This is a genomic window from Rhizobium esperanzae (assembly GCF_014197615.1).
GTDB classification, from domain to species: Bacteria; Pseudomonadota; Alphaproteobacteria; order Rhizobiales; family Rhizobiaceae; genus Rhizobium; species Rhizobium esperanzae_A.
In genome coordinates this window covers 433,054-448,412 of record NZ_JACIFY010000002.1, presented here as the reverse complement: position 1 = coordinate 448,412, position 15,359 = coordinate 433,054, and the positions used below count along the sequence as shown (strand labels likewise).

Annotated in this window: 13 protein-coding genes; 12 read left to right on the top strand and 1 reads right to left on the bottom strand. The window is 62.9% G+C overall.

Going from position 1 to position 15,359, the window contains the following annotated elements; all coding sequences use genetic code 11:
• Nucleotides 1-373 precede the first annotated feature (373 nt).
• From mraZ to murB, 12 genes are read left to right on the top strand one after another with little or no spacing between them, the layout of a single operon-like run.
• Entirely contained in the window at nucleotides 374-811 is a 438-nt protein-coding gene (gene mraZ, locus GGD57_RS04770) for a division/cell wall cluster transcriptional repressor MraZ (protein WP_246713541.1), read from the top strand.
• A gap of 17 nt (nucleotides 812-828) precedes the next feature.
• Complete coding sequence (rsmH, locus tag GGD57_RS04765) at nucleotides 829-1,854, top strand: 16S rRNA (cytosine(1402)-N(4))-methyltransferase RsmH (protein ID WP_184467310.1); 1,026 nt, start codon at nucleotides 829-831, stop codon at nucleotides 1,852-1,854.
• A 1-nt stretch (nucleotide 1,855) separates the two neighbouring features.
• A complete protein-coding gene (gene ftsL / locus GGD57_RS04760) occupies nucleotides 1,856-2,374 on the top strand; it encodes a cell division protein FtsL (protein ID WP_184467308.1) in 519 nt (172 codons plus the stop codon).
• Entirely contained in the window at nucleotides 2,374-4,131 is a 1,758-nt protein-coding gene (locus GGD57_RS04755) for a peptidoglycan D,D-transpeptidase FtsI family protein (protein WP_085737795.1), read from the top strand. The genes ftsL and GGD57_RS04755 overlap by 1 nt, the downstream gene beginning before the upstream one ends.
• A 6-nt stretch (nucleotides 4,132-4,137) precedes the next feature.
• Nucleotides 4,138-5,658: a UDP-N-acetylmuramoyl-L-alanyl-D-glutamate--2,6-diaminopimelate ligase gene (locus GGD57_RS04750; RefSeq protein WP_184467306.1), complete on the top strand. Its 1,521-nt coding sequence runs from the start codon at nucleotides 4,138-4,140 to the stop codon at nucleotides 5,656-5,658.
• Nucleotides 5,655-7,088: a UDP-N-acetylmuramoylalanyl-D-glutamyl-2,6-diaminopimelate--D-alanyl-D-alanine ligase gene (locus GGD57_RS04745; RefSeq protein ID WP_184467304.1), complete on the top strand. Its 1,434-nt coding sequence runs from the start codon at nucleotides 5,655-5,657 to the stop codon at nucleotides 7,086-7,088. Before GGD57_RS04750 ends, GGD57_RS04745 begins: the two co-directional genes overlap by 4 nt.
• A 22-nt stretch (nucleotides 7,089-7,110) precedes the next feature.
• A complete protein-coding gene (gene mraY / locus GGD57_RS04740) occupies nucleotides 7,111-8,211 on the top strand; it encodes a phospho-N-acetylmuramoyl-pentapeptide-transferase (RefSeq protein ID WP_085737793.1) in 1,101 nt (366 codons plus the stop codon).
• 7 nt (nucleotides 8,212-8,218) lie between these two features.
• Nucleotides 8,219-9,631: a UDP-N-acetylmuramoyl-L-alanine--D-glutamate ligase gene (gene murD, locus GGD57_RS04735; protein WP_184467302.1), complete on the top strand. Its 1,413-nt coding sequence runs from the start codon at nucleotides 8,219-8,221 to the stop codon at nucleotides 9,629-9,631.
• A gap of 1 nt (nucleotide 9,632) precedes the next feature.
• Nucleotides 9,633-10,787: a putative lipid II flippase FtsW gene (gene ftsW / locus GGD57_RS04730; RefSeq protein WP_085737791.1), complete on the top strand. Its 1,155-nt coding sequence runs from the start codon at nucleotides 9,633-9,635 to the stop codon at nucleotides 10,785-10,787.
• 5 nt (nucleotides 10,788-10,792) lie between these two features.
• The gene (murG, locus tag GGD57_RS04725; RefSeq protein WP_184467300.1) at nucleotides 10,793-11,917 is read left to right on the top strand and encodes an undecaprenyldiphospho-muramoylpentapeptide beta-N-acetylglucosaminyltransferase; all 1,125 of its coding nucleotides are present in this window, start codon (nucleotides 10,793-10,795) and stop codon (nucleotides 11,915-11,917) included.
• Nucleotides 11,914-13,329 (top strand): UDP-N-acetylmuramate--L-alanine ligase, encoded by a 1,416-nt coding sequence (murC, locus tag GGD57_RS04720; protein ID WP_184467298.1) that lies wholly within the window; start codon nucleotides 11,914-11,916, stop codon nucleotides 13,327-13,329. Before murG ends, murC begins: the two co-directional genes overlap by 4 nt.
• Nucleotides 13,326-14,300, top strand: a complete 975-nt coding sequence (gene murB / locus GGD57_RS04715; protein WP_184467296.1) for a UDP-N-acetylmuramate dehydrogenase — start codon at nucleotides 13,326-13,328, stop codon at nucleotides 14,298-14,300. Before murC ends, murB begins: the two co-directional genes overlap by 4 nt.
• A gap of 2 nt (nucleotides 14,301-14,302) precedes the next feature.
• Here murB and GGD57_RS04710 read toward each other — a convergent pair whose 3' ends face one another.
• Nucleotides 14,303-15,232, bottom strand: a complete 930-nt coding sequence (locus GGD57_RS04710; RefSeq protein ID WP_184467294.1) for a UDP-glucose 4-epimerase family protein — start codon at nucleotides 15,230-15,232, stop codon at nucleotides 14,303-14,305.
• Between the last annotated feature and the right edge of the window lie 127 nt (nucleotides 15,233-15,359).

The following is a 15,359-nucleotide window of genomic DNA, read 5'->3' as shown; positions in this document are numbered from 1 at the left end:
GCTGAAATAAAACGCTTTCAAGCGGATGCTGATGCGTTCCTTCGGGCGAAAATTCTTTTTGTGAAAGTGCTATCTTCGCGCCTCTTGCGGGTGGTGATCCTAACCCTTTGTTAAACTTAACAGCTTATAAATTTTTGATCATGCGTCCATTGCAAACTGGGCGTATCCCATTGACGCCCATATGGTCCCATGCTATCCCAAATGTGCACTGCACCGGGGCAATCACCTGCCCACTCATCGCAAAGCAAAGGCGTCTTCCTCTCCGGAAGCGTCGGAGGGGTTTTTGCTCGTCCGGCTTGCGAAGCTGTGCCTGATATCGGGAGTTTCGGGCGTCTTTTGGTCCGGATCCCTGCGGGAACGGATGTTTCGTGTGATGAGCCGCTTCCTTTCGAACGCGACCAACAGGATCGATGCCAAGGGCAGGGTTTCCGTGCCCTCGGCATTTCGTTCTGTGCTGGCGCAGCGCAATGTTCAAGAGCTCTATTGCTTTCAGGACTTTGTGTTTCCGGCGATCAGCGTCGGCGGTCCGGATCTTCTCGAAAGATTCGAACGGCAGATTGCTGCGGGGGATCCGTTTTCGCCGGATGCGAACGAGATGTCGCTTCTCATTCACGGAGGCGGGGTCTTCATGAAGCTCGACGCCGAGGGGCGGCTGATGGTCACGGATTTCATTCGCGGCTTCACCGGCATCTCGGACGAGGTGACCTTCGTCGGTCGGGCGGATCATTTTCAGCTTTGGCAGCCGCAGGCTTTTGTGGCTGCGCAGGCGCAGGCACGAGGGGAGCGCAAGCTGGCGGGCAAGCGTTCCTGAAAGAGCGAGGGAACGGAATGGTGGCGAATCCTGGCGGAGGTTCAGCTGATGCCGGTGGTGGACCGGTTCGTCACATTCCGGTTCTTCTCGATGAGGTGCTTTCGGCGCTGGCGCCTGCACCCGGCAAGCTCATCCTTGATGGCACATTCGGCGCGGGCGGTTACAGCTCGGCCATTCTTGCGGCCGGCGCCGAGGTGATTGCGCTCGACCGCGATCCGAGTGCCATTGCCGCCGGCCAGGCGATGGTCGCCGCCCATGGCGGCCGTCTCAGGCTCGTTCATTCACAATTTTCGCATCTTGCCGATCATGCGCCGCAAGGCGGACTGGACGGCGTCGTGCTCGATATCGGCGTTTCTTCCATGCAGATCGACGAGGCCGAGCGTGGTTTCTCTTTCCAGAAGAACGGGCCGCTCGACATGCGCATGTCGGCGACAGGCGTTTCGGCCGCCGATGTCGTCAATCGCGCCAAGGTGGCCGACCTCATCCGCATCTTTCACTTCCTCGGTGAAGAGAGCCAGTCGCCGCGCATCGCGCATGCGATCGAGAAGCGTCGCGAGGAAAAGCCGTTCGAAACGACGCGCGATCTTGCCGGTCTCATCGAGCTCGTCACGCCGCGCAAGATGAAGGACAAGATCCATCCGGCAACGCGCGTCTTCCAGGCCTTGCGCATTTTCGTCAATGATGAGCTCGGCGAACTGGCGCAGGCGCTGTTTGCGGCGGAAGCGGCGCTGAAACCGGGCGGCCGGCTCGTCGTCGTCACCTTTCATTCGCTGGAAGACCGCATCGTCAAGAAATTCTTCTCCGACCGCGCCGGCAAGGCGTCGGGGTCGCGGCATCTGCCGGTCGCGCACGAGCGGGCGGCAACTTTTGCGGCGGTCGGCAAGCCGATGGTTTCGGCAAGCGAGGCGGAGGCGCAGATCAACCCGCGCGCCCGCTCCGCGAAGCTCCGAGCAGGTCTGCGGACGGATGCCGCTGCCGAGGCTGCGGATATGTCGCTCTTCGGGTTTCCCAATCTCGCCAGTCTCGGAAAGCTTGGAGGTTGATATGCTGAAAACGTTCGATCTCGTGCTCATCGGCGTCATGACGGCCACAGCCGCCGTGACCTATACGATCAAGCATCGCGCCGAATTGAAGCTTGAGGAGGTCCATCGCCTCGAAGCCGAGATCAAGCTCGAGGAGGATACGATCGACCTTCTCAAGGCCGACTGGGCGCTGCAATCGCAGCCGAACCGTCTGGAGCGGCTGGTCAACGCCTATAGCGACGAGTTGCAGCTGCAGCCGACGGATTCGACGGCGCTCGTGCATGCCAAGGAATTGCCGATGCTGAAATCCGAGGTTCCCGTGCCTGATGTAACGGAGGCCAAGGCCGGCGGCGCTACCGCAACCGGTGCCAAGGGCGCGACCGTCGCCAGCGCCAAGGGTGCGACCGCTGCTTCCAAGGCGCAGCCCGTTCCGACGCCTGCGTCTCGCGGCGCAGTGGAACCGCACGGCGCGGTGGCGCCCGACGGCGGAGCGGAGGATGACGCAGACGCAGACGAGATCGAAACGGGGTCGGTGGAATAATGTCGTTTCTTTCCCGCATCATGGTTTTGAAGAGCCAGGCGCATTTTTCCGCCGGCGTTTATAATCGTTTCGGCGGTCCTTCCGCCGGCGTGGCAATCGAGGGAACCCGCAAGAAGAAATCGGGGCAGGCAAAAAGCCGCGTCGGCCTGCTGATCCTCGGTTTCATGGGCGTCTATGTCATCATCGGCGGCCGTCTCGTCGAATATGCGATGAAGGATCAGGAGGTCGTCTCCAGCATCCTGCCCCCGGACCGGCTGATGGCTTCGCGCCCCGACATTCTCGACCGCAACGGCGAGGTGCTGGCGACCGATATCCGCACGGTCTCGCTGTTTGCCGAGCCGAACAAGATCGTCGATGCCGACGAGGCGGTGGAGAAGCTCGCAACTGTTCTGCCCGAGCTCGACGTCAGGGACACCTATAAGAAGCTCTCGGTCAAGACCTCGCATTTCGCCTGGCTGCGCCGGCAGTTGACGCCGAAGCAGCAGAGCCAGATCCTGGCGCTTGGCATTCCCGGCATCGGTTTCCGGCCGGAGAAGCGCCGCTTCTATCCGGGCGGGTCGACTGCCGCGCATATCCTCGGTTACGTCAATATCGACAACCGTGGCGTCGCCGGCATGGAGAAATATATCGACGACCAGGGACTTGCTGATCTCGCTTCGGTCGGCATGACCAGCGACCAGCCTCTCGAGCCGGTGCGGCTTTCGATCGACCTGCGCGTGCAGAACATTGTCCGCGACGCGGTCGTCAACGCCGTCAACAACTTCCAGTCCAAGGGGGCAGGTGCCGCTGTTATCGACGTGCATACGGGAGAAGTGCTGGCGATGGCGTCGGCGCCGGATTTCGATCCGAACGAGCCGCAGCAAGGCGCCAAGGACGGTTGGCTCAACCGGATGACCAACGGCACCTTCGAAATGGGATCGACTTTCAAGACCTTTTCGCTGGCCATGGCGCTCGACACCGGCAAGGTGAAGATGACCGACAGTTTCGATGCCAGCAAGTCGATCTATATCGGCGGCTTCACCATCCACGATTTTCACGGCCAGCGCCGCTGGCTGACCGTTCCCGAGATTTTCCAGTATTCTTCGAATATCGGAACGGCGCGCGTCATCGACATCGTCGGCATCGACGCGCAGAAGGATTATCTGACCAAGTTCGGCCTGTTGACGAAGATGCAGACCGAACTGCCGGAAGTGAAGATGCCGAGCCAGCCGCGCGTCTGGAAGAAGATCAATTCGATCACGATCTCCTTCGGCCACGGCGTCTCGACGACGGCGCTGCAGACAGGGGTGGCGGCCGCCGCTCTCGTCAACGGCGGCAAGCTGATCGAGCCGACATTCCTGCCGCGCACGCGCGAACAGGCCGATGAGATCGCGACGCAGGTGATCAAGAAGACGACCAGCGACGAGATCCGCTATCTGCTTGACTTCAACGGGTACAAGGGGTCGGGCCGCGTCGCTCGCGTGCCGGGCTTTGCCGTCGGCAGCAAGACCGGGACGGCCGACAAGGTGGTGAACGGGCGTTATTCGGCGACGCTGAACTTCAACTCCTTCATTGCCGCATTCCCCATCAACGATCCCAAATATGCCGTGATCACCTTCTGCGACGAGCCGAAGACCGGCGAAAAGCAATATGGCGGAACGATCTCGGCCGGCACCGCCGGCCCGATCGCCCGTGAGATCATCCGCCGCGCGGCCCCCATTCTCGGCATCGAGCCGAAATTCGGGGAGGGGGGCTCGGCCTTGCTGGTGTCTTATTGAGTGTGAATGAATAGCGGCACCGATTCGCGAGGGGTGAACCGGTTTCAACAGAGAAAAGTGCATTCGATGAAATTGCGAGACCTGGCCGGAGATCAGTTTCCGGAACTTGAAGCACAGCTCGAAGGCCCGGCAGGCTTGCTTGATATTTCAGGCCTGTCGTCGGACAGCCGCAAGGTGGAGCCGGGCAACGTCTTCGTCGCAGTCGCCGGCACCAAGGCTGATGGCGCGGGCTTCATCGCGGACGCGGCCGGCCGGGGTGCTGCCGTGGCGATCGCCTCCCAAGCCATCGATGCCCCCATTCCGGTGCTTGTGGTCAAAGAGCCGCGCCGTTTCCTGTCGATCGCCGCTTCGCGCTTCCATGGCAGGCAGCCCGAGATCATGGTTGCCGTCACCGGCACGGCGGGCAAAACCTCCGTCGCCTCCTTCGTCAGGCAGATCTGGGCGCATGCGGGCCATGCGGCGGCGATGATCGGCACGACGGGTGTCGTCTCGCCGACACGCAACGAATATGGCTCGCTGACGACGCCCGATCCGGTGTCGCTGCACAAGCTGCTTGCCGAACTTGCCGACGAAGGCGTTACCCATGCCTCGATGGAGGCTTCCAGCCACGGTCTCGACCAGTGCCGGCTCGACGGCGTGAGGCTGGCGGCGGCCGCCTTCACCAATCTCGGCCGCGACCACATGGATTATCATCCCACCATCGAGGACTATATGGCCGCCAAGATGCGGCTTTTCGATACGCTTTTGCCGAAGGGCTCGCCGGCGGTGATCTTTGCCGACGATCCATGGTCGGCACAGGCGATCAAGGCGGCGGCCGATGCCGGTCATGATGTGCGCACCGTCGGGCGCAAAGGCGATTATCTCACGCTGAAGCGCGTCGAGCATTTCCGCCACAAGCAGACGGCCGAGATCCATATCGGCGGCGAGATTTTCGAGGTGGATATTCCGCTGGCCGGCGATTTCCAGGTCGCCAACGCGCTTGTCGCGGCAGGGCTTGCGATGTCGACCGGCATCGAGCCGAAGGTCGCGATGGCCGCGCTCGAGAAACTCATCGGCGCGTCCGGCCGTCTCGAACTCGTCGGCCACACCAAGGACGGCGCGCTCGCCTATGTCGATTATGCCCATAAGCCGGATGCGCTGGAAAACGTGCTGAGTTCGGTCAGGCCATTCACGACAGGCCGCGTCGTCGTCGTCTTCGGCTGCGGCGGCGACCGCGATCGCGGCAAGCGGCCGATCATGGGCGAAATCGCCTGCCGGCTTGCCGATATCGTCATCGTCACCGACGACAATCCGCGTTCGGAGGAGCCGGCTTCGATCCGAGCGGAGATCGTGGCGGCAGCAAGCTGCGCCTCCGAGATCGGCGATCGCGCTGCGGCGATCCGCGAGGCGGTCGGCATGCTGAAATCGGGCGATACGCTGATCGTCGCCGGCAAGGGGCATGAGGAAGGGCAGACGATCGGCAGCGTCACACTGCCGTTCTCCGATCATGCGGAGGTGCGCAAGGCCTTGGAGGAACTGAAATCTTGAGCTGGCTCTGGACGACCGAAGACATGATCGCGGCGATGGCGGGGCGCCCCTTCGGCACTCTGCCCGAGGGCATCACCGGCATTTCCATCGACAGCCGTTCGATCGCTCCAGGCGAGGCCTTCTTTGCGATCAAGGGCGATCGCGTCGACGGTCATGATTACGCATCGATGGCGATGGCGAACGGCGCCGCGCTGCTCGTCGTCAGCGAGGCGAGGCTTCCCGCCATGGGCCGCCTGACGGTGCCGATGATCGTCGTCGAAGACGTGCTCGCCGCGCTCGGCCGGCTCGGCCTTGCCTCGCGCGAGCGCTCGCAGGCCCGGATCATCGCGGTGACGGGTTCGGTGGGAAAGACGACCACCAAGGAAATGCTGCGGCATGTGCTGTCGCCGTCGGGCAAGGTGCATGCCTCCGTCGCCTCCTTCAACAACCATTGGGGCGTGCCGCTAACGCTGGCACGCATGCCCGGGGATACGGATTACGGCGTCTTCGAAGTCGGCATGAACCATCCGGGCGAGATCCGGCCGCTGGTGGCGATGATCCGTCCCGATGTCGCCGTCATCACGACGATCGCGCCGGCCCATCTCGGCAATTTCAAGAGTATCAAGGAAATCGCCGCCGCCAAGGCGGAGATATTCGAGGGGCTGGAACCCGGCGGCCATGTCGTGCTCAACCGCGACAACGACCAGTTCAATTTCCTCGACCGCACGGCGCAGTCGCTCGGCATCCAGCATATCCACTCCTTCGGCCAGCATGCCAAGGCCGAATTCCGGCTGGCGGAATTCAACGGCTCGGATGAGAATTCGACGTTGTGGCTGACGATCGGCGGCGAGACGCTGGAGGTTGCGATCGGCGCCCCCGGCCGCCATATCGCCGAGAATGCTCTCGCCGCACTCGGCGTCGTCAGGATCGTCGGCGCGGACATGGAAAAGGCGATCGAAGCGCTTGCGACCCTGAAGCCGGAAAAGGGCAGGGGCAAGCGCCATCGGCTTTCGATCGGCAACGGCAGCTTCACGCTGATCGACGAGAGCTACAACGCCAATCCGGCTTCGATGCGCGCGGCGATCGCACTGCTGGCGGCCTCCGAACCGACCGGCCGAGGACGCCGTATCGCCGTGCTCGGCGACATGCTGGAGATGGGCGAGTATGCGCAGAAGGTCCACAGCGATCTCGCCGTGCCGCTGCTTGCGGCCGGCATCGAACATGTCTGGCTCACCGGAGCCGAGATGGCTGCGCTCAAGGAATCACTGCCGGAAAGCGTCCATGTCGAATATCGCGAGAACACCCGCGAATTGACGGACTATGTACTGGACTCGGTCGTACCAGGCGACGTGTTCATGGTGAAATCGTCTCTGGGCATCGGTTTCGGCAAGATCGTCGCCGCGCTCCTTGACAAGTTCCCACCATTTTCCGACACGCAACGCGAACTTTGATCGGGTAAACAAGGGGCCCTGAATGCTGATCTGGCTTGTCGAACTGTCGGAATATTTCAAATTTCTGAACCTGTTCAGATATATTACCTTCCGCACAGGGGCCGCTCTCTTCACCTCGGCGCTGATCGTTTTCCTGTTCGGGCCGACGATCATCAATTCGCTGCGCATCCGCCAGGGCAAGGGCCAGCCGATTCGCGCCGACGGGCCGCAGACGCATTTCAAGAAGGCCGGCACGCCGACCATGGGCGGGCTGATGATCCTTGCCGGCATCGTCGGGGCATCGCTGCTGTGGGCCGATCTTTCCAACGTCTATGTCGTCGCTACGCTGCTGGTGACGCTCGGCTTCGGCGCGATCGGCTTCTATGACGATTATCTCAAGGTGACCAAGCAGAGCCACAAGGGCTTCTCCGGCAAGGCGCGCCTCGGCATCGAATTCGTCATCGCCGGCATCGCCGTCTATTTCATGATGCGCACCGCCCTTGCCTCGGGGACGGCCGGTTCGACCTTCGGTTCCTCGATCGCCTTTCCCTTCTTCAAGGACTTCCTGATCAATCTCGGCATCATGTTCGTCGTCTTCGGCGGCTTCGTCATCGTCGGCGCCGGCAATGCCGTCAACCTGACCGACGGCCTCGACGGGCTTGCCATCGTGCCTGTCATGATCGCCGCCGCTTCCTTCGGCGTCATCGCCTATCTCGCCGGCAACGTGGTGTTTGCGAACTATCTGCAGATCAATTTCGTGCCCGGCACCGGCGAGCTTGCCGTCGTGCTCGGCGCCGTCATCGGCGCCGGCCTCGGCTTTCTCTGGTTCAATGCGCCGCCGGCGGCCATCTTCATGGGTGACACCGGTTCGCTGGCACTCGGCGGCACGATCGGCACGGTCGCCGTCGCCACCAAGCACGAGATCGTCATGGCGATCATCGGCGGCCTCTTCGTCATGGAGACACTCTCGGTGATCATCCAGGTCGGCTTTTTCAAGATGACCGGCCGGCGCGTCTTCCTGATGGCGCCGATCCATCATCACTTCGAGAAGAAGGGCTGGACCGAGAGCCAGGTGGTGATCCGCTTCTGGATCATCGCGGTCGGCCTTGCCATGCTCGGCCTGTCGACGCTGAAGCTGCGGTGAGGCGGCGATGATCCCGGTCACGACGCTCAAGGACAGGAAGGTTGCGCTCTTCGGGCTCGGCGGCTCCGGCCTCGCCACCGCCCGGGCGCTGGTTGCCGGCGGCGCCGATGTGACGGCCTGGGACGACAATCCCGACAGCGTCGCCAAGGCTGCGGCCGAGGGTATCAGGACCGAAGACCTTCATACGATCGACTGGAGCCAGCAGGCTCTGTTCGTGCTGTCGCCCGGCGTGCCGCTCACTCATCCGAAGCCGCACTGGACCGTCGATCTTGCACGCGCCGCCGGCGTCGATATCGTCGGCGATGTCGAGCTCTTCGTGCGCGAGCGCCGCGCCCATGCGCCGGATTGCCCTTTCATTGCCATCACCGGTACCAACGGCAAGTCGACGACGACGGCGCTGATCGCCCATATCCTGAAATCGTCAGGCTACGATACGCAGCTCGGCGGCAATATCGGTACGGCGATCCTGACGCTCGATCCGCCGAAGGCCGGGCGTTACTACGTCGTCGAATGCTCCTCCTACCAGATCGACCTGGCGCCGACGCTGAACCCCTCCGCCGGCATCCTGCTCAACCTGACGCCCGATCATCTCGACCGTCACGGCACGATGCAGCATTATGCCGATGTCAAGGAACGGCTGGTCGCCGGCAGCGATACGGCGATCGTCGGCATCGACGACAGCCATTCGGCGCTGATCGCCGACCGCGTCGAGCGGGCAGGCGTCAAGGTGGTGCGCATTTCGCGCCGCAACGTGGTGGCATCAGGCATTTATGCCGAGGGCAGCAAGCTCGTTCAGGCCGGCGGCGGCGCCATGCTGCCTTTCGCCGATCTCGACGGCATCCAGACGCTGCGCGGCAGCCACAATGCGCAGAACGCGGCCGCCGCGGTTGCCGCCTGCCTTGCGGTCGGCGTTTCCGCCGACGACATTCGCGCGGGCCTTGCCTCGTTTCCCGGCCTCAAGCACCGTATGCAGCCTGTGGGCAAACGCGGCCGCGTCGTCTTCGTCAACGATTCCAAAGCGACGAATGCCGATGCGGCAGCACCCGCGCTTTCGAGCTATGAGCGCATCTACTGGATTGCAGGTGGTCTGCCGAAATCAGGCGGCATCACGACGCTCGCGCCCTATTTCCCGCGTATCGCCAAGGCCTATCTGATCGGTGAGGCGGCGGCGGAATTCGCAGCTACCCTTGGCGAGGCCGTGCCGTACGAGATCTCCGGCACACTGGAGCGGGCGGTCGCGCATGCGGCAGCCGATGCGGAGCGTGACGAGAGCGGCTCTTCGGCGGTGATGTTATCCCCGGCTTGCGCAAGCTTCGACCAGTATAAGAACTTCGAAGTCAGGGGCGATGCCTTCGTCGGCCACGTGGCGGCACTTGACGGAATGACGATGCTGATCGGTCCTGTAGCAGGAGAGAAATGACATGGTAAGCCGCGCGGAACGTGGGCCTCTGGCCGATTGGTTCTGGACCATCGACCGCTTCTTCCTGGCGATGTTCATCTTCCTGATGGGCATCGGCTTCATGCTGTCCTTCGCGGCGTCTCCCGCGGTTGCCGAGCGCATCGGGCTCGAGCCCTTCCACTTCGTCAAGCGCCATGCCGCCTTCATGATCCCCTCGATCGGCGTGATGCTCGGGCTGTCGTTCCTGACGCCGCGCCAGGTGCGGCGAACCGCGATCCTGCTCTTGATCATCTCGCTTGCCATGATGGTGCTGGTGCTGTTCGTCGGCCAGGAGGTCAAGGGCGGCAGGCGCTGGATCTGGATCGCCGGCCTCTCCATCCAGCCTTCGGAATTCATGAAGCCCGCCTTCGTCGTGGTCTGCGCCTGGCTCTTTGCCGAACATGCGCGCCAGCCTGAAATCCCCGGCAATCTCTTCGCCATCATTCTGTTCGGCATTGTCGCCGCTCTTCTCGTCGCGCAGCCGGACCTTGGTCAGACCATCCTGACGACGGCCGTCTGGGGCGGGATGTTCTTCATGGCCGGCATGCCGTGGATCTGGATCATGCTGCTCGGCGTTGGCGGGGCCGGCGGCCTTGTCACTGCCTATTACGTCTTCCCGCACGTTGCGCTCAGAATAGACAAGTTCATGACCGGCGAAGGCGACACGTTCCAGATCGACACGGCGCGCGAGGCGATCATCCGCGGCAGCTGGTTCGGCCAGGGACCGGGTGAGGGCATCGTCAAGCGCATCATCCCGGATGCGCATACCGACTTCATTTTCTCCGTCGCGGCCGAGGAGTTCGGCATCGTCTTCTGCATGGCGCTCGTCGCGCTGTTTTCCGTCCTGGTGCTGCGCGGCCTCTCGCATGCCTATCGCGAGCGCAACGATTTCAACCGCTTCGCCGTCGCCGGCCTGGTGCTGCAGATGGGCATCCAGTCGATCATCAATGTCGGCGTCAATCTCGAACTGCTGCCGGCAAAAGGCATGACGCTGCCGCTGATTTCCTACGGCGGCTCGTCCATGGTGGCGATCTGCGTCACAGCGGGCTTCATTCTGGCGCTGACGCGCCATCGGCCGGAAAAACGTGCGCAGGACCGGAGCCTCTTCCGCGTCCCGCACGGCATGCCGGCGGAGTAAAAGATATGAGCAAAGGCATCGTGCTGCTTGCCGCCGGGGGAACCGGCGGCCATGTGTTTCCGGCGGAGGCGCTCGCCTTCAAGCTGAAGGAGCGCGGCTATTCGGTGCATCTCGTCACTGACAGCCGGGCCGAGCGTTATGCCGGCAAGTTCCCGGCCGAGGAGATCCATGTCGTGCCGTCGGCAACGATCGGTTCGAAAAAACCGATCGCCGTCGCCCGCTCGCTGTGGACGCTCTGGAGCGGTATGCGGGCGGCAAAGAAGCTGGTCCAGCGGCTGCGGCCGGTCATTGTCGTCGGTTTCGGCGGTTATCCGACAGTGCCGCCGCTGCTTGCCGCTACGCGGCTCGGCGTGCCCTCGATGATCCACGAGCAGAATGCGGTGATGGGCCGCGCCAACAAGGCCTTGGCCACCCGTGTGCAGGCCATTGCCGGCGGCTTCCTGCCGGAAGGGGGCGCTGCCTTCGCGGACAAGACGGTGACGACGGGCAATCCCGTCCGCCCGGCAATCATCGCAGCCGCCGAGGTGCCTTATACGCCGTCGCATGCAGGCGAGGCCTTCAATCTCGTCGTCTTCGGCGGCAGCCAGGGCGCGCAATATTTCTCCACGGCGCTGCCGACGGCGATCAGCCTGCTCGACGACGCGCTTCGCCTGCGCCTGCGCATCACTCAGCAGGTGCGCCCCGAGGACATGGAAAGGGTCAGCGGCTGCGTTGCCAAGCTGGAGATGGGCGCCGATATCGCCCCCTTCTTCACCGACATGGCCGAGCGGCTGGCGAAGGCCCATCTCGTCATCTGCCGCTCGGGCGCCTCGACGGTTTCGGAAATCTCCGTCATCGGCCGGCCTGCGGTGCTTGTGCCTTACCCGCATGCTCTCGATCACGACCAGGCGGCGAATGCTGCCGCACTGGCGGCCACCGGCGGGGCGAAGGTGATTGCCCAGTCGGAGCTTTCGCCCGAGAAGATCGCGGCGATCCTGACGGCTGTGATGAACGATCCGGAAAAGCTTGCGCATATGGCGGCGGCGGCGAAACTCGCCGGAAAACCCGATGCCGCGAACTTGCTTGCCGACATGGTTGAGGCTATTGCCGCCAAACGGACAATAGCGGAATTCAAGAGGACACGCGCATGAAACTGCCGAAGGCGATCGGTCTCGTCCATTTCATCGGCATTGGCGGCATCGGTATGAGCGGTATCGCCGAGGTGCTGCACAATCTCGGCCACAAGGTGCAGGGATCGGACCAGTCCGACAGCGCCAACGTCCAGCGCCTGCGCGACAAGGGCATCGAAGTGTTCGTCGGCCACCGGGCGGAAAACCTGGGTGACGCCGAAGTCGTCGTCGTTTCCACCGCGATCAAGAAGAGCAATCCGGAACTCATCGCCGCCCGCGAAAAGCTGCTGCCGGTGGTGCGCCGCGCCGAAATGCTCGCCGAGCTGATGCGCTTCCGCAATGCGATCGCCATCGGCGGCACGCATGGCAAGACGACGACCACCTCGCTGGTCGCGACATTGCTCGAAGCCGGCGGGCTCGACCCGACCGTCATCAATGGCGGCATCATCAACGCCTACGGCACCAATGCGCGCATGGGCGAGGGCGAGTGGATGGTGGTCGAGGCCGACGAATCGGACGGCACATTCCTGAAGCTTCCGGCCGATGTCGCCGTCATCACCAATATCGACCCGGAGCATCTCGACCATTACGGCAATTTCGATGCCGTGCGCGCCGCCTTCCGGCAGTTCGTGGAGAACGTGCCGTTCTACGGCTTCGGCGTCATGTGCCTCGACCATCCCGAAGTGCAGTCGCTGGTCGGCCGCATCGAGGATCGCAAGATCATCACCTATGGCGAGAACCCGCAGGCCGACGTGCGTTTCACCAATGTGCGCATCGACGGCACGCGCTCAATCTTCGATGTCGCAATCCGCCGCCGCCGCACCGGCCAGTTGATCGAGCTCAAGGGTCTGGTCATGCCGATGCCCGGGCGCCATAATATATCCAACGCGACGGCGGCGATCGCCGTTGCCAACCGGCTCGGCATTTCGAACGCCGATATCGCCAAGGGGCTTGCCTCCTTCGGCGGCGTCAAGCGCCGTTTCACGCTGACCGGCGAATGGAACGGGGTGCAGATCTTCGACGATTACGGTCACCATCCCGTCGAAATCAAGGCGGTGCTGAAGGCTGCCCGCGAAGCCTGCAAGGGCCGGATCATCGCGGTCCACCAGCCGCACCGCTATAGCCGCCTGGCGAGCCTGTTCGAGGAATTCGCCGCCTGCTTCAACGATGCCGACAGCATTTTCCTCGCGCCGGTCTATGCGGCGGGCGAAGATCCGATCGAAGGCATCGATTCGGTTTCACTCGTCTCGCGGATCAAATCCGGCGGCCATCGCGATGCCCGTTTTCTCGCCTCGGCGGAACTTCTGCCGCAGATGGTTGCCGAGGTTGCAAAGCCTGGCGATTTTGTGGTTCTGTTGGGGGCTGGGAGCATCACATCCTGGGCGGCGGCGCTGCCCAAGCAACTGGAAGGCCTATCGGGAAAGTCCGCATGAAACAGGTGAATGGGGAAAAGCTTCTCGCGTCTCTCGGAGACGGTGTAAAGGATATCCGCGGCCGTATCACGCCGGATGCTCCCATGGACCGCGTCACCTGGTTCAGGGCCGGGGGCCTGGCCGAGTTGATGTTCCAGCCGCATGACATCGATGATCTCGTCGCCTTCCTGAAGATATTGCCGGAAGAGGTGCCGCTGACGGTGATCGGGGTCGGCTCCAACATCCTGGTGCGCGACGGCGGCATTCCCGGCGTCGTGCTGCGCCTGTCGGCCAAGGGGTTCGGCTTTGTCGAGCTTGCCGGCGAAAACCGCATTCTGGCCGGCACCATCTGCCCCGACAAACATGTGGCGGCGATGGCGATGGACAATGGTATTGGCGGCTTTCATTTCTTCTACGGCATTCCGGGCAGCATCGGCGGTGCGGCGCGCATGAATGCCGGGGCCAACGGCGTGGAGACGCGCGAGCGGCTGATCGAGGTCAACGCCGTCGACCGCAAGGGCAACAAGCATGTGCTTTCCAATGCCGAGATGGGCTATTCCTACCGGCATTCCACAGCTCCCGCCGACCTGATCTTCACCTCGGTGCTGTTCGAAGGCTATCCGGAGGAGCGCGCCCAGATTCGCGCCGAGATGGACGCCGTTCGCAATCACCGCGAGACGGTGCAGCCGATTCGCGAAAAGACCGGCGGCTCGACCTTCAAGAACCCGGAGGGCCATTCGGCCTGGAAGCTGATCGACGAAGCAGACTGCCGCGGCCTCGTCATCGGCGGTGCGCAGATGTCGTCGCTTCACTGCAACTTCATGATCAATATGGGGCAGGCGACCGGCTACGATCTCGAATATCTCGGCGAACAGGTACGCCGCGAGGTCTTCGAGAAAGAAGGCATCAAGCTCGAATGGGAAATCAAGCGCCTAGGCGTCTTCATGCCCGGCCGCGAAGTGCGCCCGTTCCACGGCGTCACCAGCGAATAGGTTTACTTCACAGCAAGCTTCAGACCTTCGCGCGACGTGACGATGGGCGACCAGCCGAGAACGTTGCGGGCATGGGATATATCGACCTGCAGGGAGCCGCAAAGACGCTGGTAGACGGCGTCCTTGCCCGTGACTCTGGCGCCCAGCCGTAGCAGGGCGGGAGGGAAGGGGAGCAGCATCGGCTTGACACCCAAGCCTGCGGCAATCCCCTCGATGAGCCCGGGCGTTGAGAGATCTTCTCCGTCGCCGGCGAGAAAGGTCTGGCCGGCAGCGCGCGGATGCGTCATGCAGGTGATGATCAGATCGACGAGATTTGGAAGTGCAACCAGTGTCCGGCGGTTCTTCAGCGACGCGAAGGGGAGAGGTATTCTCTTACGGACAAGCCCGACGAGCAGGGCGAAGTTGCCCCTGGCGCCAGGCCCATAGACGAGGGGCGGTCGAATGACGACGACTTCGATGCCTGTTCGGGCGGCGATTTCATGCAGCCCGATTTCGCTTTCCAGCTTCGAAATGCCATAGGGATCAAGCGGCATCGGCGTGTCGTCGTGGCGGAAAGGCCGGTCGTTCTCTTCGCCATTGACCTTGATGCTGCTGATGAAAACGAGCCTTTTTACCCCCGCGCGAGCAGCCTGCTCGGCGAGGTTCAGCGTGGCGGCGGTGTTGATCCGGCGGAATTCGCTCAGCGGATCGGCTGCGCGGTCATTCATGATATGGACGCGGGCCGCGAGATGGACGACGACATCGACGCCGCCGAGCGCTGCCGTCCAGTCCGTTTCGCTTGTTATGTCGATAGGGAAATGCCGAATGTCTGCAGGGAAGCTTGCGGCTTCCGATCGCGTGGTGACCTGAAGCTCCCAGAGTCGCTCCTTCTGCAGTCTGTCGACGAGAGGCCCGCCGACAAAGCCGGCTGCGCCGGTAATGAGGCATCGCATGATCGGTTCCCCGGTTTACCTTCAAGTGCTCCGGTTAGCCGGAACTGCGCACCGCATCAATAAAAAAGCCGCGACGGTGGCTGTCGCCGCCTCAACTCCGAGAAAGCCTCCTCTCGTGTCGCCGATA

Bases quoted from the DNA above. Each gene is read 5' to 3' on its own strand.
- mraZ (WP_246713541.1), top strand. From the start codon at position 374: ATGAGCCGCTTCCTTTCGAACGCGACCAACAGGATCGATGCCAAGGGC.
- rsmH (WP_184467310.1), top strand. From the start codon at position 829: ATGGTGGCGAATCCTGGCGGAGGTTCAGCTGATGCCGGTGGTGGACCG.
- ftsL (WP_184467308.1), top strand. From the start codon at position 1,856: ATGCTGAAAACGTTCGATCTCGTGCTCATCGGCGTCATGACGGCCACA.
- GGD57_RS04755 (WP_085737795.1), top strand. From the start codon at position 2,374: ATGTCGTTTCTTTCCCGCATCATGGTTTTGAAGAGCCAGGCGCATTTT.
- GGD57_RS04750 (WP_184467306.1), top strand. From the start codon at position 4,138: ATGAATAGCGGCACCGATTCGCGAGGGGTGAACCGGTTTCAACAGAGA.
- mraY (WP_085737793.1), top strand. From the start codon at position 7,111: ATGCTGATCTGGCTTGTCGAACTGTCGGAATATTTCAAATTTCTGAAC.
- murD (WP_184467302.1), top strand. From the start codon at position 8,219: ATGATCCCGGTCACGACGCTCAAGGACAGGAAGGTTGCGCTCTTCGGG.
- ftsW (WP_085737791.1), top strand. From the start codon at position 9,633: ATGGTAAGCCGCGCGGAACGTGGGCCTCTGGCCGATTGGTTCTGGACC.
- murG (WP_184467300.1), top strand. From the start codon at position 10,793: ATGAGCAAAGGCATCGTGCTGCTTGCCGCCGGGGGAACCGGCGGCCAT.
- murC (WP_184467298.1), top strand. From the start codon at position 11,914: ATGAAACTGCCGAAGGCGATCGGTCTCGTCCATTTCATCGGCATTGGC.
- murB (WP_184467296.1), top strand. From the start codon at position 13,326: ATGAAACAGGTGAATGGGGAAAAGCTTCTCGCGTCTCTCGGAGACGGT.
- GGD57_RS04710 (WP_184467294.1), bottom strand. From the start codon at position 15,232: ATGCGATGCCTCATTACCGGCGCAGCCGGCTTTGTCGGCGGGCCTCTC.